Annotated in this window: 18 protein-coding genes, 1 other RNA gene, 1 pseudogene and 1 other annotated feature; of the genes and pseudogenes, 9 read left to right on the top strand and 11 right to left on the bottom strand. The window is 41.5% G+C overall.

Annotation, left to right across the window (positions count from 1 at the left end):
- Nucleotides 1-195 precede the first annotated feature (195 nt).
- The 3 genes and pseudogenes from LC048_RS06855 to LC048_RS06845 all read right to left on the bottom strand — a co-directional run bounded on the left by LC048_RS06855 (nt 196) and on the right by LC048_RS06845 (nt 2935).
- Nucleotides 196-766 (bottom strand): annotated as a pseudogene (locus LC048_RS06855) (isoprenylcysteine carboxyl methyltransferase family protein).
- Nucleotide 767: 1 nt separating this feature from the next.
- Nucleotides 768-1853, bottom strand: coding sequence for a type III polyketide synthase (locus LC048_RS06850; protein ID WP_226602308.1), 1086 nt, complete (start codon nt 1851-1853; stop codon nt 768-770).
- 308 nt (nt 1854-2161) lie between these two features.
- The gene (locus tag LC048_RS06845) at nt 2162-2935 is read right to left on the bottom strand and encodes an SDR family NAD(P)-dependent oxidoreductase (RefSeq protein WP_226602307.1); all 774 of its coding nucleotides are present in this window, start codon (nt 2933-2935) and stop codon (nt 2162-2164) included.
- A gap of 653 nt (nt 2936-3588) precedes the next feature.
- Here LC048_RS06845 and LC048_RS06840 point away from each other — a divergent pair.
- The 3 genes from LC048_RS06840 to LC048_RS06830 are packed head-to-tail and all read left to right on the top strand — an operon-like array spanning nt 3589 to nt 5897.
- Nucleotides 3589-3738, top strand: coding sequence for a cytochrome c oxidase subunit 2A (locus tag LC048_RS06840; RefSeq protein WP_226602306.1), 150 nt, complete (start codon nt 3589-3591; stop codon nt 3736-3738).
- Nucleotides 3739-3765: 27 nt separating this feature from the next.
- Entirely contained in the window at nt 3766-4242 is a 477-nt protein-coding gene (locus LC048_RS06835; protein WP_306049811.1) for a cytochrome c oxidase subunit II, read from the top strand.
- On the top strand, nt 4242-5897 hold the full coding sequence (locus tag LC048_RS06830) for a b(o/a)3-type cytochrome-c oxidase subunit 1 (protein WP_306049809.1): 1656 nt from the start codon (nt 4242-4244) through the stop codon (nt 5895-5897). Before LC048_RS06835 ends, LC048_RS06830 begins: the two co-directional genes overlap by 1 nt.
- Nucleotides 5898-6371: 474 nt before the next feature.
- Here the strand turns inward: LC048_RS06830 and asnS are convergent, their stop codons facing one another.
- The 4 genes from asnS to LC048_RS06810 all read right to left on the bottom strand — a co-directional run bounded on the left by asnS (nt 6372) and on the right by LC048_RS06810 (nt 11528).
- The gene (gene asnS, locus LC048_RS06825; protein ID WP_226602303.1) at nt 6372-7763 is read right to left on the bottom strand and encodes an asparagine--tRNA ligase; all 1392 of its coding nucleotides are present in this window, start codon (nt 7761-7763) and stop codon (nt 6372-6374) included.
- Nucleotides 7764-7817: 54 nt separating this feature from the next.
- Nucleotides 7818-8051: a binding site (T-box leader), on the bottom strand.
- Nucleotides 8052-8522: 471 nt separating this feature from the next.
- Nucleotides 8523-9428 carry a DMT family transporter gene (locus LC048_RS06820; protein WP_226602302.1) on the bottom strand — a complete coding sequence of 302 codons (906 nt, stop codon included), beginning with the start codon at nt 9426-9428 and terminating at the stop codon, nt 8523-8525.
- 80 nt (nt 9429-9508) lie between these two features.
- The gene (locus tag LC048_RS06815; protein WP_226602301.1) at nt 9509-11017 is read right to left on the bottom strand and encodes a carboxypeptidase M32; all 1509 of its coding nucleotides are present in this window, start codon (nt 11015-11017) and stop codon (nt 9509-9511) included.
- Between the two features lie 277 nt (nt 11018-11294).
- Nucleotides 11295-11528, bottom strand: a complete 234-nt coding sequence (locus tag LC048_RS06810; protein ID WP_226602300.1) for a DUF2249 domain-containing protein — start codon at nt 11526-11528, stop codon at nt 11295-11297.
- 195 nt (nt 11529-11723) lie between these two features.
- Here LC048_RS06810 and LC048_RS06805 point away from each other — a divergent pair, with 195 nt between their 5' ends.
- The gene (locus tag LC048_RS06805) at nt 11724-11861 is read left to right on the top strand and encodes a hypothetical protein (RefSeq protein ID WP_226602299.1); all 138 of its coding nucleotides are present in this window, start codon (nt 11724-11726) and stop codon (nt 11859-11861) included.
- 35 nt (nt 11862-11896) lie between these two features.
- Here LC048_RS06805 and LC048_RS06800 read toward each other — a convergent pair whose 3' ends face one another.
- Nucleotides 11897-14260, bottom strand: a complete 2364-nt coding sequence (locus LC048_RS06800) for a nitric-oxide reductase large subunit (protein ID WP_306049805.1) — start codon at nt 14258-14260, stop codon at nt 11897-11899.
- A gap of 223 nt (nt 14261-14483) precedes the next feature.
- On the opposite strand from LC048_RS06800, the gene LC048_RS06795 reads away from it, so the two are divergent.
- The 5 genes from LC048_RS06795 to LC048_RS06775 all read left to right on the top strand — a co-directional run bounded on the left by LC048_RS06795 (nt 14484) and on the right by LC048_RS06775 (nt 17615).
- Nucleotides 14484-15173: a Crp/Fnr family transcriptional regulator gene (locus LC048_RS06795; protein ID WP_226602297.1), complete on the top strand. Its 690-nt coding sequence runs from the start codon at nt 14484-14486 to the stop codon at nt 15171-15173.
- Nucleotides 15174-15589: 416 nt separating this feature from the next.
- On the top strand, nt 15590-15829 hold the full coding sequence (locus LC048_RS06790; protein WP_226602296.1) for a DUF2249 domain-containing protein: 240 nt from the start codon (nt 15590-15592) through the stop codon (nt 15827-15829).
- A 1-nt stretch (nt 15830) separates the two neighbouring features.
- The gene (locus LC048_RS06785) at nt 15831-16046 is read left to right on the top strand and encodes a DUF2249 domain-containing protein (RefSeq protein WP_226602295.1); all 216 of its coding nucleotides are present in this window, start codon (nt 15831-15833) and stop codon (nt 16044-16046) included.
- The gene (locus tag LC048_RS06780) at nt 16043-17296 is read left to right on the top strand and encodes a hypothetical protein (protein ID WP_371932006.1); all 1254 of its coding nucleotides are present in this window, start codon (nt 16043-16045) and stop codon (nt 17294-17296) included. Before LC048_RS06785 ends, LC048_RS06780 begins: the two co-directional genes overlap by 4 nt.
- 13 nt (nt 17297-17309) lie before the next feature.
- Nucleotides 17310-17615, top strand: a complete 306-nt coding sequence (locus LC048_RS06775; protein ID WP_226602293.1) for a metal-sulfur cluster assembly factor — start codon at nt 17310-17312, stop codon at nt 17613-17615.
- A gap of 101 nt (nt 17616-17716) precedes the next feature.
- On the opposite strand, the gene LC048_RS06770 is transcribed toward LC048_RS06775, so the two are convergent.
- From LC048_RS06770 to rnpB, 3 genes are all read right to left on the bottom strand, one after another.
- Entirely contained in the window at nt 17717-17884 is a 168-nt protein-coding gene (locus LC048_RS06770) for a hypothetical protein (protein WP_226602292.1), read from the bottom strand.
- A 373-nt stretch (nt 17885-18257) separates the two neighbouring features.
- Nucleotides 18258-19400, bottom strand: a complete 1143-nt coding sequence (locus tag LC048_RS06765; RefSeq protein WP_226602291.1) for a THUMP domain-containing class I SAM-dependent RNA methyltransferase — start codon at nt 19398-19400, stop codon at nt 18258-18260.
- A gap of 133 nt (nt 19401-19533) precedes the next feature.
- Nucleotides 19534-19922, bottom strand: an RNA gene (gene rnpB, locus LC048_RS06760) — RNase P RNA component class B.
- Nucleotides 19923-19976: the final 54 nt, after the last annotated feature.

The raw sequence follows: 19976 nt of genomic DNA, 5'->3' as shown, positions 1-19976 counted from the left end.
AATATTGTTTATTAATGAGGTTTTAGAACATTGCTCAATACATATTTCATAAGTAAGGAATAAGCTGCTATGGTCGAAACAACTAACATGGAAACCATTGGTACGACACCATCCTTAAGATTCTTATTAACTGAGAATTATTTTCATCTTAAGAAAAGTGTAGCACTATTGATTATCATTTTCAATGGAAGTTGATTAATTGTCACACTTATTTAACAAATTAGGGACGAAACGACCCTGATTGGTGAATTCAGATTCATACTTCGTCAACTCCCTCAATGCCTTCTCCTCTGCTGGAATCCTGATGGATAAAATGAGGATATTCAGTAAAGTAAAAATCGCCATTGTAAAATAGGCATTGAACATTAACGGAATAACAATCAATTCTATGGCAACAATTAAATAGTTTGGATGCTTGATGATTTTATAGGGTCCTCTTTTAATGACATTAGCCCCTGGAAGAATGATAATCTTTGTATTCCAAAACCTTCCCAATGAAGTCAGTGCCCAGATTCGCATTGCCTGTGTAAATATAAACAGAGCAAGCAATACCGGCCAATAGAATGACAATTCTCTATCGTAAATGACTACTTCCAGGATGAAAAGTATAAAAAAAGCAGTGTGAATCGAAACCATTGCGGGATAGTGCCCCCTGGCCAAATTCCAATGCGCCTTGCGCTTTCATCCAGGCCTCATTTTTTCTCGCAATGACCAATTCTGTGATCCTTTGAAAGATAATCAACCCCACAAATATAAGGAATACCATCCTATTCCCACCTCATCAATAGCAATTCCGAGCTAAAACCAGGACCAAGTGCAGCACCAAGTCCCAGGTCGCCTTTCTCCGCAGACTCCATGAACCTTCTTAATACATATAGTATGGTCGCTGAAGACATATTCCCATATTCTTTTAAGACTTCCAGAGAAGTCTCTGTCATCGTTTCAGGAAATTTCATAGCAGAAACATAGGCATCCAGTACTTTTTTACCTCCTGGGTGCGCGATAAAATGATCAAGGTCTGGAACGTCAAGACCATTTGAATTTAAAAACCTTAAGACATTTGGCTGAAGCCAGTTTTCGATAATCGTGGGTATATCCTTTGAAAACACGACATACAATCCTTCATTCTTCACTTCCCATCCCATAACATCTTCAGAATCCGGCATGGTTGTGGACTGTGTACCGATAATATTTGGTGCAGCATCTTTTTTCATTATTTTTTCATACCCGGAATCATCACCACAGATCAGGGCGCAAGCAACCCCGTCTGCAAATAGAGAAGTTCCGATCAGATTGCTTTTTGAACGGTCGTTCCGCTGGAATGTTAAACTGCACAATTCAACGGATAGAACGAGTACTTTTGCCTTTGGGTAGGCCAGGCAGTACTCATAAGCGCGCGAAAGTCCGCTTGCCCCGCCAGCACAGCCGAGACCCCAAATCGGAATCCTTTTAGTGTATTGTGATGACGGCAAGATATTCATTATCCTCGCGTCAATGCTAGGCGTCGACACACCTGTACTGCTGATGGTAAAAATCGCATCGATTTCTTCAAGATGGACTTCGTTCTTTAGGAATTCATCATTCTTAAGGCAATTTGAAATCGCTTTTGCCCCAAGTTCCACAGCTGCCTCGATAAATGCATTATTCTTTTCTTCAAAAGTATGGTCACTTTCGAACCAATCAAGATCTTTCGCAAAATGGCGTTTCTCAATTTGGCCGTTCTGGAAAACGGTGAGCAGCCTATTTATATCTTTAAAGGATTCTTTGAATAGCTTTTCTGCGAAATCCATTACCTTTTCTTGTTCTATTGTAAATGGCGGCAATGCTTCAGCGATGGATATGACTCTTGGCATATTTATACTCTCTCCTCACATCTATATACGGTTACTTTTTCCATTTACCCAGAGAGTATACAATCAAACTCTCCAGGATTTAAACGAAAAAAAAGACTTTCCCGGTAATAAGGGAAAGCCTAACGTTTTGAAGGAGTTGCTGTGCAAGTTGATTATACAATGCTATATTGCCTTATTCACTATAAAATCTTTACCAGTTGACAAGCGATTTGTGTTTGTCAGTTACAAGTCAGTGCCTTTTTTCGAATAAAGCAGCATCCTAAAGAAGAAGATTCTTTTCCATTGAGTGTAATTCTATCTTCTCTTAATCAGAATCCGTGAATAGTCATGCCGCCGTCGACGAATATAGTTTGGCCAGTCACATAGTTTCCTGCATCAGAACTTAGGAAGACAACTGGTCCTACCAGCTCCGGCAATTCCCCAATTCTCTTCAAAGGAGTTACTGCAAGAATGTCTTTCACATACGTCTCATCTGCCAATAGTTTTTCAGTCAGAGGTGTTTTGAAATACCAAGGTCCAATTGAATTCACATTGATACCGTATTGTCCCCATTCCATTGCAAGCACCTTTGTCATCTGCATTAGGGCTGCCTTAGTTGCGGCATAGACTACACCGGTCCTTAGGGCTACTTGCCCTGCTACAGAAGCGATATTAATGATTTTGCCCCCTGATAGCTGTGCCTTCATGACTTTCCCTGCCTCCTGAGACATCATGAAAGCTGATTTTAAATTGGTATCCATGATCGTTTGCCATTCTTCATCTGTCGCCTCTAATGCCTTGGAACGGATATTCATGCCAGCATTATTGACTAGAATATCAATTTTCCCCCATTCAGTGCATACTGCTGAAATTGAATTATGTACTTGGTCCCTATTTGTTACATCGGTTGGGAGCACGAGCGTTTGATTCCCTAATTTTTCAATTACAGATGAAGTTTCCTTAAGATCCTCCTCCGTTCGTGCAAGCAATGCTACATTTGCTCCAGCTTCTGCAAGCCCGATTGCAATCGCCCGGCCTATTCCTCTTCCCGCACCAGTCACTACCGCTGTTTTACCGTTCAAATCAAAAGATGGCAAAAACATACACATCATCCTCCTGCTCTAAATTGACTTAATTTTAACATAATACGCAGGAGAATCAGGGTTACTCGACTGGCAAAAGAAAAAGCACCAAACCAGGTGCTATTTTTCGTTGGACTGCTTTTGTACCTCAATCCAGATTTGCTTTTCTGCTGCTCCCCCACATTTTTTACATAATCGCATTTCATCATATATTAAACGGCAATGTTCACAATAATACTTTTGCATATATACCACTTCCTGAGAGATCCATTTTCTATTAGTTTATTAGCTCTGCTCAGAATGGTGATTCCTGTTTTTACAATGGAATCAAGAATTCTTTATTATTTTGACATTTTTTAAGATGAATTGGACAAAGCTGTCATGATTCCTTTGCTCTCCAATGTCAAGTCGATTTATCACATCCTAATCCATGAGTGGTGATTTTGCTCACTTTTTCACATGATGGTTTTCACAGATTATTCACATTTACCCCTCGTTCCATGTGACTTAAATCACTGTGTTGACGGGTTTTCACCATTAACATAGTAAATATATCAAGTATGAACAATTTGTGAACTGTCTGAAACCATATTTACGTTTCCAAATTGTTTTGTATGATGAGAATGTACTTATCATTTACACATGAACATTTTATACGAAGGGAGTGGACCGGAATGGCTCAGCCTGGAATCGGGAAGAAAACACATACGAAGGTGGAAGACCAATCTTCCTTGAAAGGAACACTTGCATCCGTTTTCTTGTTAGGATTCTTTTTAATCGTTACTTGGGTAAGCATTTATTTCTTATTTGTTGATCGTTTTTAAGAGAGACCAAAAGGGGAGAAAGAAGCTATGCACATTCATAAATTTGAAAAAATCTGGCTGATATTCGGAATAACGACCTTGATCGTATTCCTAAGTGTAATTGGTGTCAGTGCCTTCTATTTAGGCAACCAGCCTCCAAGCTGTCTGGCAACCGTCAATCCTGAGAAGGTAGATACTACCGAACCTTTCAACGAGCCGGGACTGAAGAAGGTTGAAGGAAAAGAATGGGATTATGAACTTGTTTTTGTAGCATCCGCATTCGCCTACAACCCTGGACAGGTTGAAGTTCCAAAAGGAGCAAAAGTGAAAGTAATCGCGACAACAAAAGACGTTATTCACGGCTTTCAGGTTGCAGGCACTAATATCAACATGATGCTAGAGCCTGGATATATCAGTGAGTACGTTACTACGTTTGACAAAGCCGGTGATTACCTGATTGTCTGTAATGAGTATTGTGGTGTCAGCCACCACATGATGTCGTCTAAAATCGAGGTGGTAGAATAATGAATACAAAATCAGTAAATCCAAAGGTTGACCGCCGAGACGGCAAATTGGCAATAGCCCACTTTTATGTCGCATTCATCGCTCTTGCAATTGGTGGTCTTGCAGGTTTGCTACAAACCCTCGTCCGCTCTGGAAAATTCGAATTACCTTCATGGACAGGATACTACCAAATCCTGACGATCCACGGTGTCGTACTTGGCCTTGTTTTAACAACATTTTTCATCATGGGATTCCAGCTCGCGGCAGTGAGCAAAACATCTGGTACACTAACGGATAAACAACGATTGACTGGCTGGATTGGTTTCTGGACGATGACAATCGGTACTGTCATGGCTGCTATCATGATTCTTACAAACCAGGCTTCAGTCCTATATACGTTCTATGCACCATTACAAGCACACGCACTCTTTTACTTAGGATTAACTCTTGTCATCGTCGGAAGCTGGATTGACGGTGCAGCAATCATTATGGCTTACTCTTCATGGAGAAAAGCTAATCCTGGAAAGCCTAGCCCACTGCTGACTTTCATGTCACTCGTCAACACGCTTATGTGGATCGTAGCTACAATTGGAGTTGCTTCAACCGTCCTATTCCAACTGCTCCCTTGGTCACTCGGCCTTGTAGAGCGTGTAGATGTCCTTGTTAGCCGTACATTGTTCTGGTATTTCGGCCACCCTCTTGTGTATTTCTGGCTATTGCCTGCATACATGGCTTGGTACGCGATCGTTCCAAAAATCATTGGCGGAAAGATATTCTCAGATTCATTAGCAAGGATGTCGTTCATCCTGTTCCTGCTGTTTTCAATCCCGGTAGGTTTCCACCATCAGCTGATGGAACCAGGTATTGACCCAGCTTGGAAATTCCTTCAGGTTATTTTGACATTCCTAGTGGTTATCCCATCATTGATGACCGCATTCTCATTGTTTGCGACATTTGAAATGTTTGGACGTTCTAAAGGTTCTACCGGCCTATTTGGCTGGGTGAAAAAGCTTCCATGGGGAGATGCCCGTTTCGCAGTGCCGTTCATCGGAATGCTTGCATTCATCCCTGCTGGTGCTGGCGGACTTGTCAACGCATCCCACCAGCTTAACCAGGTCGTGCACAACACAATTTGGGTCACTGGTCACTTCCATTTGACTCTTGCAACTTCTGTCGTCCTTACATTCTTTGGAATTTCTTATTGGCTAGTCCCTCACTTGACTGGCAGGGTCCTGACAAAGGCTATGAATAAACTAGCCATTATCCAGGGTATTGTTTGGGCAATCGGTATGACTTTCATGTCCGGTGCGATGCACGCAGCTGGTCTGCTTGGAGCTCCACGCCGTTCTTCATTCTCAACATATGGCGGTTCAGAGCAGGCTGCAGAGTGGATTCCTTACCAGGTTGCACAGGCAGTTGGTGGATCGATTCTGTTCCTTGGAATCATCCTGATGCTTTACATTTTCATCAACCTTGCTTTCTTCGCACCTAAAGGGGAAGAAGAATTCCCTGTTGGAGAAGTTGCTGATGCAGCCGAGAAAACTCCAATGGTTTTCGAAAACTGGAAGCTTTGGCTCGGTATCACAGTTCTATTGATTCTATTCGCATACACGATACCGTTCATTGATATGATTGAAAATGCACCAATCGGGTCGAAGGGATATAAATTCTTCTAAGAAACACTTAAGCTGAATCAATAACGGATTTCTTTTAGAGGAAAAACCCCAACCAAAACAGGGAGTAAAATTTTTATAATTTCACTCCCTGTTTTTTTATGGGCTCTGTTAAACTCCGCTGTTGATTTTCATTCCATGCGCTTCGCGTTCCGCGCGAATGAATAATGAAAAATTCCAAAAGACGGATTATTCATAAACCAATTCCGCGTTGCATTCGGGAAGCCTTATCTGCGCTTTTTGCGCCTGCGGGGGTCTCCTCATGACTAGCTTATCCTGTAGGACATTGATTGGGCTTAATCGAACCATAAGACTACGTACGCACAAGGGAAATGCGTTAGCATCTTCGGAGGAGTCTTCTCCCCTTCCACTACAATCATCTGGAGTTGAAAAAATAGTTATAACAGAGCTTGTTCATAATAGCATTCACAAAAAAATAGGATGCCGCAGCATCCTATTTTTCATTTTTTACACCTATTAAAATTCTGCATTTCCTGGTGTACGCGGGAATGGAATGACATCACGGATGTTCTTCATTCCGGTCAGGTACATAACAAGTCGTTCGAAACCAATACCATACCCTGAATGCTTTGTGCTGCCGTATTTTCTAAGCTCCAAGTACCACCAGTAATCTTCTTCCAACATACCAAGTTCTTTAATTCGTTCTGCAAGGACTTCTTCTCTTTCTTCACGCTGGCTGCCGCCGATTAACTCGCCTATACCAGGAACCAAAAGGTCGGTCGCAGCAACTGTCTTGCCATCCTCATTCGCACGCATATAAAATGCCTTGATTTCTTTCGGATAGTCGGTTACGAAGACAGGGCGCTTGTAAATTTCCTCGCTAAGGTAACGCTCATGTTCCGTTTGCAGATCTGTACCCCATTCAACAGGGTATTCAAATTCCTTACCTGAGTTCTTTAATAGTTCAACAGCTTCACTATAAGTAACTCTTCCGAAATCTGATTGCAATGCATTCTGCAATCTCTCAATGAGCGTTTTATCGATAAAGCTGTTAAAAAAGGCCATTTCTTCTGGTGCATGCTCAAAAACGTAATCAATGACATACTTGACCATTTCTTCGCCAAGGTCCATGATATCCGGTAATTCCGCAAAGGCTACTTCAGGCTCGATCATCCAGAATTCTGAGGCATGTCGTGCCGTATTGGAATTTTCTGCTCTGAATGTCGGACCAAAAGTATACACATTACGGAAAGCAAGAGCAAAGCTTTCCACATTTAATTGACCACTCACGGTTAAGTTGGTTTCTTTCCCAAAGAAATCTGCACTGTCATCAACTTTTCCATCTTCGCTTTTTGGAAGCTTGTTCAAGTCCATTGATGTTACACGGAACATTTCCCCTGCTCCTTCAGTATCGCTTCCAGTAATAATCGGTGTATGTACATATACAAACCCTTTGTCTTGAAAGAATTTGTGAAGGGCATAGGATGCAAGAGACCTTACTCTGAAAACGGCTGAGAAGGCGTTGGCTCTCGGACGTAAATGAGCGATTGTCCTCAAATATTCAAGGGTATGTCTCTTTTTTTGTATAGGATAATCTGTATCCGACAATCCCTCGACGACAATCTTTGTCGCTTTAATTTCAAATGGCTGCTTCATCTCAGGAGTTGGAACAAATTCACCTTCTACTAAAACAGAAGAACTGATAGGCAACTTCGTAATTTCTTTAAAGTTATCAAGGGTATCCTCAAAAACAATCTGTACACTCTTAAAGAATGTTCCATCATTCAACTCCATAAAGCCAATGGTTTTTGAATCACGAAGAGTACGGATCCATCCTGTAATTTGAACAGTTTTGTCATTAAAATTCTCTTGATTTCTGTATAAGTCTTTTACTACTGTCTTAATCATAATTAGCCTCCTTATAGTAATTTTTTGCAATAAAAAAAGCCTTCTATCCCTAAAAAAAGGGACGAAAGGCTGAACTTCCGCGGTACCACCCAAATTGTCATAAAATGACCAACTTTACTATTGCATAACCCAGTATATAACGTGCTGGAAACGTCTAAGCCTACTCAAGTTTCCCCTTTCGGTTAGAACTCAAAGGTGTTCTTCATTTATGCTTCATCACCAGGCTTCCACCGTCCCCGGCTCGCTATTGAATATAGCAAAAACTACTTTCCTTTTCATCGATTTACCTTATGTAGTTTTCAAAAGGATTTTTACTGTAATAATTTATCACAAAAGATAATCCTTTGTCTAGTTGCCCCCTGATTTATCTGCATTTTTCCCTAAAAATCATCATATACAACCTTAAGATTATCTTAACTAAAAAACTATTTTAAATCGAGTTTTAAAAATAAACGGAAAAATTCCGCTTAAATTGAAAACCCCTCTTATTTTCTTAAAAATAAGGGGAGTTTTTCCGGTTATCTAAATCAAATCGTTGTATTTTGTCTTATTTTTAGCAATTAACCGGAATATCTCCGCCTATTCCACTTAAAAAACTTCAATTGTGTACAATAGCCGGAAATTCTCCCCTTTTAGATTCACTTATGATCACTAAAATCAGCTTTGAAAGATAACTGAGCCTTAGCTTAAAAGTACCTTTACTAAAATAGAAGCTTGGATTTGAACCTGGCTCTTTCCGTTTTTTATTTGCAATACTTTTCACACAGTGTAGTGATTTTTTTGCTTCCTGATTGGAATTGAGATATTGATAGATATCACAGATACGATGATCATCGAAGATCCGAGCATCTGAAGACTCCCCAGCCTGTCTCCATACACCAGTATTCCAAGCATGGTGGCAATAACGGGTTCCAGTGTAGCAACTACTGCAGCCGTACTGCTTTCCGTCCTTTCAAGGCCCCAGGAGTATGCAAAATAGGCAATTACAGTCGGGAAAATACCTAACCCTATCGCATAAAGCCACACATCATCAGCGAGAAGGACATCTGCTTTGCTGACGATTCCAGTTGTCGGTACCAGTACAGCGGAAGCCACAAGGAATGTATACAAAGTAACCGTAAAAGGGTGGTACCGGCGTAATGCGATCTTGCCAAAGATACTGTAAAGAGCATAGCCGAAGCCTGCCCCAAGTCCAATAAGGATACTGGAGACAGAATATGACGTTCCCCCATGTCCTGTCATGCCTGCTGCAAGCGTACACCCGATGACTGTCATGACAATTGCCAACAGCTTCTTCCTGTTTATCCTTTCTTTCAGGAAAAGAAAGGATAAAACCGCCACAAAAGCAGGAGAAGTATACAGTAAAGCTACTGCAATCGGGATGTTCATTAAGTTGATTGCTGTAAAGTAAGACCAATTAAAAAACACAATGCTTAAAATCCCTGTACCAACAAAAAGATACAAGTCTTTCACTCTTATTTTTAAATGGCCGCGGTAAAAAGAAATTCCCGTCAACATTAAAATAATGGCTGCAGTCAACACACGTATGGCCACAATCTCCATGGCTCCGAAACCCGCACTATTCAGGCCTTTGACAAAGAAACCAATTAGCCCCCACATTACGGCTGCAAATGCAATCAATAGATAAGGTAATTTCCTGGACAATAGGTTTCACCACACAGAAAAGATGGCAGAAAAACTGCCACCTTATTTTACTAAGACTCTTAATAGTTTAAAAGATGTATTTAGACTAATTCATATACCTTATTGTATTTGTCGTATAGGTAATCGACCAGATATTGCGCGTTGAGTCCCTCACCTGTTACCTCTGTCAAAATCTCAAGAGGCTTTTTCATTTTTCCATGTTTATGGACGTTCTCTGTCATCCATTCTTTAACAGGCTGAAGATTTCCTTGTTCTAGCAATTCCTCATAATTCGGTAAATCTTTCAGCATAGCGTTCTTGAACTGGGCGGCATACATGTAACCTAAAGCATATGACGGGAAATAGCCAAAGCTGCCCCCAGCCCAATGGACATCCTGAAGGACACCCTGTGCATCATTTTCGGTCCTGATGCCGAGATATTGTTCATACTTGTCATTCCAAATCTTAGGAAGATCCTTAACTTCTATTTCATCGTTGAACAATCCTTTTTCAATCTCATATCGCACCATTACATGCAGTGGATATGTTAGCTCATCTGCTTCAATCCTTATCAAGCTTGGTTTGGACTCATTGACAGCACGATAGAAACTCTCTACATCCACTCCGGAAAACTGACCATCTGAATACTCTTGCAGCAAGCTGTAATTGTGCTTCCAGAAAGAGTAATTGCGCCCAACAAAGTTCTCGTAGAATAGCGACTGTGATTCATGGATACCCATGGATGTGCCAGAACACAATGGAGTGCCGACTAGCTCTTCAGAAATGTTCTGTTCATAAAGAGCATGTCCGCCTTCGTGAATTGTACCGAAAACAGCTGTCCGGAAATCTGATTCATCATATTTTGTAGTAACCCTTACATCTCCAGGGTTAAGCCCCATCGCAAATGGATGGACCGTTTCATCAAGACGTCCAGCATCAAAGTCATAACCCATTTGTTTAAGGATTTCAAGACTGAATCCATGCTGCTTGTCTTTAGGAAAGTGCTTGAACAAGAATCCTGTTTCTGGTTTTGCTGTTGAACTGGAAATTTGCTGTACAAGTGGAACAATTTTTTCACGAAGATCCCCAAATACCTGGTCCAGAACTTCAACAGTAATACCAGGCTCATACATATCTAACAGTGTATTGTACTTATTTCCTTCGTATCCCCAGTAACCAATGAATTTCTTTGTCGTATTAACTAGTTTTTCAAGATAAGGTCTGAACAGATCAAAATCGGACTCGGCCTTCGCTTCTTCCCAAACTGTTTCTGCCTTGGATTGAAGAATCACATATTCTCGATATTCATCTGCAGGGATTTTCTTATTACGGTCATAATCCTTCATGCACTCATTCAGTGTTTTACGAGTAATTTCAGATAAGCTTTTTTCATTTGAAAGACGTGCTATGTATGATGCCATTTCTTCTGAAGTTGACATGTTAAAAAGCTCAGAAGAAAGTACCCCGATCACTTCTGAACGCTGTTCTGAGCCTTTTTTCGGCGCTCCTGTCCTTAAATCCCAATAAATCAAAGATAGTGCCTCACTATAGGCAGCCATTTTTTTGACATAATCCAAAAACTTCTTTTCTGTCTGCTTTACATCACTCATTGGTTTCACCTCATTTTTCTCTTTCCTGTTTATCTTATCATACTTTTCAGAAATTTAGTTTTTTCGAATATCAAAAAGCTGAAGCGCGTTGACATGCGCTGTAGAGCAAAACAGTGAAGTCGCACTTTGACTTCATTTGGCGAGTTAAAGCGTTCTCGAGGGGCTAGGCGCTGGAGCTGGACACTAATCTATGTACAAAAATTTTATACTTTATTATTCCGTAAAATAAAAACAACAGGCGAACCTGTTGTTTCAGTATCAGAGGATATTTTTAATTTTACTTAGTTTTTCCTATTGTCACACGCCATGTTTCTGGGCCTTCTTCAAGGTACTCCCATGAAAATGTTTCTGGACGCTCCATCATGAATTGGTATTGAAGCGGTCTAGGATCATGATCATTGACGATTTGCATGAATTCTCCCTTTTTCAGAGAATCAAAGCTTTTGAATATTGCAGGATGTTTTTCCCGTGGTGCATAGTCTGGTACATTGATAATTACGTTGAAAGTCATTTCCCTCTCTCCTTTATTTCCTGATTTCTTTACATTTTCATTATAAAAATTTTCAGTTTCCCTCTGTAGTGAGCGCGGTCACAGTTTGACTATGACTTCTTTCATTCAAGAGGAGCAGTTAATTTAATTATTCATAGTAAAATAGAGGAACTTATTTGATAAGAGAGAACTAAAAATGAGGGAGGGGATTTTTATATGAAAGATTTAGTAGGCAGCTGCGACCGTTGTGGAAGAGAGATTTTTTGTATGGATGGTTTTTTGAATGGTGTACATAAAGATGGGAAAGTGCTTTGTTTTGAATGCGACAAAGAAGAGGAACAGAAATCATCATAAAAACCGCAAAGCGATGACGCTTTGCGGTTTTCCTATTAGTCTTCATCAATAGCCAAATCTTTTACTGGCAGCTGTTCTTCTTCTTTATGTGTGACTTTACGGAGATTGAAAAGTGCTTTCACGCTGAATATTGCCAGCGCAGCAACACCAATCAAGAAGATTGTATCAGGGATTGATCTTAGCGTCAGGAGCATTTCAACTGTTTCCTGCTGTAAGAACTGTGATGAGCGTGAAGCTGCATAGCCGTTGAAGTATGCTTCTTTTAATTGAAGGTAGCCAATTGGCAGCAAGGACAGGAATACCATGCCAGCCAAGCCTGCGTTCAGCATGATGACAATGAATTTAACCCATCTGTCACTCCATTTTTCAGGCTTTACAATATTGCGCAATGAGTAGACCAATACTGCCCCTGCAAACATACCATACACACCCATCATCGCTGCGTGACCGTGGGCCGGTGTCAGGAATTGGCCGTGTTCAAGGAAGCTCACTGCAGGCAGGTTGATCAAGAAGCCGAGTACACCTGCACCTACCAAGTTCCAGATTGCTACAGAAATCAAGAACCAGAAAGTACCTTTGTAAGGGAAATCAACTCCCCCGTCTCTCATCATTTTGTACTGCTCATATGCTTCCAGGATAAGCAAAGTCAACGGAATGACTTCCAGTGCAGAAAATACTGAGCCCAGTGCGATCCAAACTTCGGAGGAACCATTGTAATAATAATGGTGTCCGATCCCAATGACGCCTGCTCCCATCAGCAGAATCAACTGGAAGTATAATGCCCTTATGGTTGATTTTTTTGTGACAAGCTTCATTTGGACCATCAAGAAACCAATGACAACTACTGCGAAAACCTCGAAAATCCCTTCAACCCATAGATGGATGATCCACCAGCGCCAGTAGTCAGCAAAGGTGTAATGTGTACCTGGATTGATCATGAAAGCAAAGAAGTAAAAGGCTGGTACGGCAATCGCTGAGTAGAACAATAGGTGAATCAAGCCGCCTTTGTCTGATTCCCTCTTCAAACCACTCTTGATGCCGCGGAATACGATGAACAGCCAGATCAGCATTCCGGTCGCAAGAATGAACTGCCATATGCGCCCCAGCTCAAGATATTCCCAGCCCTGGTGGTCCAGCAGGAACCAATTGTTTCCCAGATAACCGTTAGCACCAAGCCACTGGCCAATCATGCTGCCTGCTACAAGCACAACCAATGCCCAGAAAAGGATGTCAACCAGTAATCCCTGGCGCTTTGGTTCATGACCGCCAACCAGCGGCGCGATAAAAATACCCATCCCAAGCCATGCTGTCGCAATCCAGAAGATAGCCAGCTGCAGGTGGAAGCCTTTTGTAATATTGAAAGGCAGGATATCATAGACCCACTTCATTCCAAAGAAACTGTCAGGCTCGATATAATAGTGCGCAAGCAAAGCTCCGAACATTGCCTGTACAAAGAACAGCACAGATACAACTGCGAAATACTTACCTGTTTTCAATTGTGAAGAGGTAAGCGGCAGCTTCCTCAAATCGATCCTCGGAAAATTACCTGGTGTATAAGCCTCTTGCATTCCCAGGTGATATCGATAGAAGACAAACAGGATCAAGCCTATGAACAAGATCAAAATCGTCACACTCGCTCCGCTCCACCAGATTGCCGAAAATGACATCGTGTTTCCTGCGTCCTCATAATATGGCCAGTTATTTGTATAAGTGATATCATCGTCTGGTCTTTCAGTACTTGACAGCCAAGCAGTCCAGAAAAAGAAATCAGCGATTTGTTCAATCTGGTCGCCCTTTGAAACCCAGGCACGTTCGCCATCGGGCATATGCTTTTCCTGGATTAACCCTGGCTTCAGACCCCAATCATCACCCTTGGTAAAAATTGTATGATAAAATTCCCTTACTTTATCATGTCCATATAATTGCGCATCTGTCAGTACCAGCTTATCTGTATCCGGCACATAACGGTTTTCACGCATTTCCTTCATGACATTGTCACGGATAATCGTTTGTTGATCTTCTGATAACTCTTTAAAATTTTTACTGTATTTTTCTTGTGACTTGAAGTCATGCATACCATCAGTATAAATCTTCAGTGACTCAGCCGTATAATCAGGCCCCATATAGGAACCATGTCCTAATACAGTTCCATAATCCATCAAACCATATTTCTGAAAGACAGCCTGCCCTCCCATGATGCTCTCTTTCGTTAAGATGACCTCACCTTTTTCACTTGTGACTTCAAGCGGCCTCGGAGCCATCTCTTTAAAAATCCAGTAACCTCCTGTCAGGAGTACTGTAAAGCTAAGTAATAATGTAATGATGAGTACGGATTTCAACAGTGAGTTTCTATTCTTCTTGACCACTGTCTTCACGGATGTTACATGCTGGAGTTCCATTTACCATACATCCCCTTCCCAGTTTGATTTACAACCTAAGAATAAGGGGAATTTGAAGGTGAGTTTGTGAAGTTCCTCATTTTTCAGGTGTGATATTTCACACAGCAGTGATAATTATTTTCATAAAAACGTCAAAATATGATTCAGGTCACTTAGCTTTCCTGGATAGCTTGGTAAAATTCAACGTAGATAATAAACCCTATATAAAGAGGAGCAGTTTGATATGCATATATCCCAAATTAGACAGCAATTAAAAGAAGTTCCTATTTTCAAAGAATTATCACCTGAAGAACTGGATCCGATTGTTGAAATAGCCCACCCAAGATTCTTTAAAAATAAAATGTATGCATTCATGCAGGGAGATCCGCTTGATCGGGTGTTCTTCATCCATTCAGGAAAGGTGAAGATTTATAAAACAGACTCTTCAGGAAGAGAACAGATTGTGTCAGTCCTTGAAACTGGCGAGATGTTCCCTCACGCTGGCTTCTTCAGAAAAGGACAGTATCCCGCCCATGCGGAAATAATCGAGGACACCCAAATGATCATCGTCCCTATTTCTAAATTTGAAGAAATACTGGTTGCCTATCCTGAACTATCTATTAAGTTATTCCGCGTGCTTGGTGAGAAAATCATTGATTTGCAGGCGAGACTTGAGGAACAGATTCTTCATAATACGTACGAGCAGATCATCATGCTGCTGCTGCGCCTTTGTAAGACAAATGGCGAAAAAATAGAGCACGGTTTCAAATTAACCACTCATTTTACTAATAAAGAATTCGCCAACATGATCGGTACTTCGAGAGAAACCGTCAGCAGAACAATCAACCATTTAAAAAAGAAGGATTACATAAGCTTGGACGCTGACGGTTACTATCTGATTGATCATGAAAATTTGCATCAGGAATTGTTTTAAAAACAAAAAGCGCAAGCGCCTTGGTCAGCCCCGAGAAGCGCTGGAGAGCCGACCGGTGAAGTCGTTCTTTGACTTCATTGGACGGACCGAAATCGAAATGTATAGCCGACTGCTCAGAAACGCAGAAACTGGAGACTCAGACTAAGAAGCGCTTTTTGCTTCTGCGGGCGGAGTTGAAGTTTCGGAGTTTCTAGGAGGCGACACTAGACTAGCGTCTCGAGAAGTTAGGAGCCGTAGCTAGACAAGCGTCTCGAGAAGTTAGGAGCTGGATTAAGATACACAATAATACTTCTATAATTTCCTTTTCAACAGGAAAATGTAAATTTTGGAGTGTAAGTGATGCGCATCACGGAAGAGAAGACTGAAAATGATTATCATTTATTCATATCAACTAAAGTATCCGGGAGCTGATCGATATGGAACACAGAACGATTGAATTGGATGTACGTGAGGATATCAATAACAAGCTGGAACCTTTCCAGAAAATCATGGAGGACGTTGGCGAACTGCAATTGAACGACAGCCTGATTCTCCATGCCCCATTCAAGCCTGTTCCGCTCTATGGAGTGTTAAAAGCAAAGGGATTTGAACATGAAGTCGAAAAAATCGAGGCAAAACATTATAAAATCACTTTTACCAAAAAAGGAGGGAAATAAGATGATACTGGATAATAGAGGTCTAGAACCGCCACAGCCTATGATGAGGACGCTGACAAAGCTGGAAGAGCTTGAAGAAGGTGAGACGCTTATCATCATCAATGACCGCCGTCCGATGTTTCTTTTCGAGCAACTGGATGAACTTGGGTTTCTTTATTTGACCGAACAGCAAGAAGATGGCAGCTATCGCGTAACTATTTCCCGAAAAGCGGGGTGATTCAATTGTTTCAGCAAAGCAGTGGTAACGAAACAAATATAATACTTCCGTTTTCATTCATTGGCTTCAGCATGCTGGCATTGATACTTTCACAGCTGCTGATCCTGCTGAACGGTGACCTAATTGTTTCCGGCGTGTTCCGATTGCCTGCAATCTGGTCTGCTGCACATCTTTTCGTGCTTGGCTGGGCCCTGATGGTCGCAATGGGGGCGATGTACCAGCTGGTGCCTGTTGCATTCCTGACACCGATTTGGAACGAGAAATTCGGCTTTTGGCAATTGGCGGTAACAACTGCAGGAATTGTATCTTTCGCCGCGGCACTGTATCTTCGCCCACAGGATGCCCTATTACCTGGAATATTGACATTGCTCGGAATTTTGATGTTCATTTTTCAGATGTTCATGACGCTAAAAAGCCAGGCAAAACCAAATGTGCTGACATTGTTCGTCGGTACGGCACTTTTTTCTCTCCTGGCTACAATTACATTCGGTATCACACTGGTCCTGAGCATGAAGACAGGTTTTGCTTCAAGCTATTATCAAGCTATCTTTAAAACCCATATTCTGCTTGGGACAGTTGGCTGGTTCTCATTCTTGATCTTTGGCTTTTCTTATAAGATGGTTCCAATGTTCTCACTTTCCCATGCATATTCAATGAAACCTGCACCATATGTATTTAGTGTTTATGTTGTTGGAATTATTTTTTTGATTTCTTCATTTTTAACAGGCAGCCATCTGTTTGAAGTTTTGGGAACGCTCATGCTATTTGCCGGGTTCATGATTTTCACCTGGCATGTCAAAATGATCATCGATAAGCGTGTGAAAAAAAAGCTTGACCGCCCATTCATGTTCGCCTTGTTTGCGATTGGCTGCGGGGCTTTCATCCACTTTGCTGCTTTTGCAGGAAGTGCTGTGAATTTTCTTTCAAAAATGGCAGGACCAATTATTTTATTATATCTAGTCGCCTGGATTGCATTCAGCATCATTGGTTATCTATATAAAATCGTTCCATTCCTGTGGTGGACTCATAAATACAGCAAGGAAATCGGCAAAAAGAAGGTACCTGCATTAAAGGACATGATGGATGAGAAACTGGCAATACCGCTTTTCATCATGTTCACAGCAGGCACGATCCTTCTTTTACTGTCATTCATTGTCAAGCTTATGCCTGTCTTTTACATCAGCCAGGGATTGATTGTTATCGGAAGTGCCCTATTCAGCTATATTATCGCCAAAGTGGTAACCATATAAGGAGGAGTTAGAAATGACTGAATTAAAGGAAAAAATCAGGGAAAACTTAAAAACTGTGATAGATCCAGAATTGAATATTAATGTTGTTGACCTTGGCTTGATTTATGAAATCGGCGTTCCAGAACCTCGCACAGCAAGAATTTTAATGACACTCACGACTCCAGGCTGCCCTCTCCATGACAGCATCGCCAGCGGTATTAAGTATTCTGTGCAAAGCATGGAAGAAATTGACCGTGCAGACGTACAATTGACCTGGGAACCAGCCTGGACACCCGATCGGATAACGGAGGAGGGAAAAAGACTTCTGCAGGGTTTTTAATTGAACACCCGCACGTTTCAATACCTTTTAGAAAAATAAATGAAGTATTCATATAAAATAGCAAAAAAGAAACGCTTGGGCTCCAAGCGTTTCTTTGCAGGTTATTTAGCATTAGAAAGGCCAAATGACAATGCCTGACGAAAGTTGTTTTCTGCTTCCTTCAAGTCGGCCAGCTGGAATTCATCAGCATGCAATTCATTGCGCAAAGCCTCAGTACTGCTGGATAGAGCTTTTGAGATACGTTGAAAGTCGATAAAAGAATAATTCATTGCCATCCCTCCATTCATACGAAATGCTCAAGCGCCTTGCTCAGCTCCGACAAGCGCTGGAGGGCCTGACAGTGAAGTCGTTTTTTTTTGACTTCATTGGCAGGACCGAAACGTCTCGAGGAGTTAGGAGCCACAGCTAGACAAGCGACTCGATAGGCTAGGCGCTGGAGCTGGACATTAATCTATGTGTCAAAAGTTGATGTAAATGTATTTTATTCCCCACCACCCTTATTTATTCCAGAAAATAATGTGTCGTTGTTTTTCGAACATGTGCCTAAACGAATAAAGCATAAAATAGTGTTATCCACAAAAATCCCTTAAACAAAACACAAAAAACCTCCTGTTCGACAGGAGGTTTTGCGTGTACTTCTAATTATTTCTCAACTCTTGGAGGGCGTTTGCCCCAATATTGATAGTAGTCTGTTCTAATGAACCCATTGAACAGTTTCCGTTTCTTTGTTGCCGGTTTTCCGTATACTTGTTCAAAGTCCTCATTAGATGTCAGGATATAGATTGACCAAGTATCAAGTGGAGCAAAGGCTTCACCCATCTGGCTGTAAATTTCTTCAACAGCTTTCTTTTCACCCAATCGCTCACCGTATGGAGGGTTGCCAACAATGACACCATATTCCTTCTTTGTCGTAAAGTCCTGCACGCGCATTTGTTTGAATGAAATCAAATCGCCAAGACCTGCTTCAAAGGCATTTTCCTCTGCAATTTTCACCATCCGGTGGTCGATATCCATCCCGCTGATATCTAAAGGCTGGTCATAATTAGCAAGGTCCTCTGCTTCCATTCTTACCTCGTCCCAAATAGAATCAGGAAAAATAGGCCAGGCTTCTGATACAAATTCTCTATTAAAACCAGGCGCAATATTTTGACCGATTAACGCAGCTTCAATCGGAATTGTTCCAGACCCGCAAAATGGATCAACGAATGGTTTATCAGGATGCCAATTCGTCAGCTTGACCAGGGCAGCAGCAAGCGTCTCCTTCAATGGAGCCTCCCCCTGTCCAGACCTGTATCCACGCTTATGAAGGCCGCTTCCGCTTGTGTCGATTGTCAAAGTTACGACATCCTTTAGCAGAGCTACCTCTATTTTGAACAATGGCCCGTTCTCTTCAAACCATGAAGTCTTTTTGTAAGATTTTCTCATTCGTTCAACAATCGCTTTCTTAACGATCGCCTGGCAGTCAGATACACTGAAAAGCTTAGATTTTACTGACTTACCCGAAACAGGGAATTCAGCATTTTCCGGTAAAAATTCTTCCCATGGGAGGGCTTTAGTTTTTTCAAATAATTCGTCAAATGTATAGGCTTTGAATTCACCAATTTTGATTTTGATTCTGTCAGCAGTACGGAGCCACATATTGCTTCTGGCTATTGTCCTGACATCACCTTTATAAGTAATCTTCCCATTTTCTACTTGGCATTCATATCCAAGGTCCCGGACTTCCTTTGCGACGATTGCTTCAAGACCCATCGCAGAGGTTGCAATTATATCAAAATTCTTCATCGTTTCACCCTTTATATCCAATATCTTATGTACTTCATTAATAAGTTGCCCAATAACACTTAATATACATAAAAAAAGCTCTCCTGGCAAAAGGAGGGCTCTAGTAAACACTCATACAAATCCATTAATAACGTTCTGTAAGCCATGTTTTGTACCTTTGTACTGCAAACGACCATAAGTCTCGTACTCCGGTGGTAATCATCTATCTACAGATGAGTTCTCATCTGTCCTTCCCTTTGTTCAATTCCTCCAGGAAGGTGCCCCTACCATCGTTTGGGTTTCTCGCTCGTGGGGTTTACCTCGTTCCACCCTTCCGATTTCTCGGAAGGCTCCGTCACTGTGGCACTTTTATAGGTATTCATGCCATATCGTTGCCGACTTAGGCATTTTCCCGGCCGTCAGCCGAGCGTGAGCCCGACTGCCCTGGCTTATGAATTGGCCAGGCACGAACACTACAAGCATCTCAGCTTGTGCGAGCATGGACTTTCCTCTGCAGCAGAACTGCAGCGATTACCCGAACGTTATTAACAGCTACAAGAAACATTATATGAAAAATAGGTTTGAAAAGCAATGGTA

Origin of the sequence: Mesobacillus subterraneus, assembly GCF_020524355.2 — a bacterium.
GTDB classification, from domain to species: domain Bacteria; phylum Bacillota; class Bacilli; order Bacillales; family Cytobacillaceae; genus Mesobacillus; species Mesobacillus subterraneus_C.
The sequence above is the reverse complement of the archived record's forward strand: the minus strand, read 5'-3'. Positions and strand labels throughout refer to the sequence as shown.

Bases quoted from the DNA above. Each gene is read 5' to 3' on its own strand.
- LC048_RS06810 (WP_226602300.1), bottom strand. From the start codon at position 11,528: ATGACTTTCAACGTAATTATCAATGTACCAGACTATGCACCACGGGAA.
- LC048_RS06850 (WP_226602308.1), bottom strand. From the start codon at position 1,853: ATGCCAAGAGTCATATCCATCGCTGAAGCATTGCCGCCATTTACAATA.
- LC048_RS06785 (WP_226602295.1), top strand. From the start codon at position 15,831: ATGATACTGGATAATAGAGGTCTAGAACCGCCACAGCCTATGATGAGG.
- LC048_RS06770 (WP_226602292.1), bottom strand. From the start codon at position 17,884: ATGAATTATTCTTTTATCGACTTTCAACGTATCTCAAAAGCTCTATCC.
- LC048_RS06830 (WP_306049809.1), top strand. From the start codon at position 4,242: ATGAATACAAAATCAGTAAATCCAAAGGTTGACCGCCGAGACGGCAAA.
- asnS (WP_226602303.1), bottom strand. From the start codon at position 7,763: ATGATTAAGACAGTAGTAAAAGACTTATACAGAAATCAAGAGAATTTT.
- LC048_RS06775 (WP_226602293.1), top strand. From the start codon at position 17,310: ATGACTGAATTAAAGGAAAAAATCAGGGAAAACTTAAAAACTGTGATA.
- LC048_RS06835 (WP_306049811.1), top strand. From the start codon at position 3,766: ATGCACATTCATAAATTTGAAAAAATCTGGCTGATATTCGGAATAACG.
- LC048_RS06795 (WP_226602297.1), top strand. From the start codon at position 14,484: ATGCATATATCCCAAATTAGACAGCAATTAAAAGAAGTTCCTATTTTC.
- LC048_RS06840 (WP_226602306.1), top strand. From the start codon at position 3,589: ATGGCTCAGCCTGGAATCGGGAAGAAAACACATACGAAGGTGGAAGAC.
- LC048_RS06805 (WP_226602299.1), top strand. From the start codon at position 11,724: ATGAAAGATTTAGTAGGCAGCTGCGACCGTTGTGGAAGAGAGATTTTT.
- LC048_RS06790 (WP_226602296.1), top strand. From the start codon at position 15,590: ATGGAACACAGAACGATTGAATTGGATGTACGTGAGGATATCAATAAC.
- LC048_RS06845 (WP_226602307.1), bottom strand. From the start codon at position 2,935: ATGTTTTTGCCATCTTTTGATTTGAACGGTAAAACAGCGGTAGTGACT.
- LC048_RS06800 (WP_306049805.1), bottom strand. From the start codon at position 14,260: ATGGAACTCCAGCATGTAACATCCGTGAAGACAGTGGTCAAGAAGAAT.
- LC048_RS06815 (WP_226602301.1), bottom strand. From the start codon at position 11,017: ATGAGTGATGTAAAGCAGACAGAAAAGAAGTTTTTGGATTATGTCAAA.
- LC048_RS06765 (WP_226602291.1), bottom strand. From the start codon at position 19,400: ATGAAGAATTTTGATATAATTGCAACCTCTGCGATGGGTCTTGAAGCA.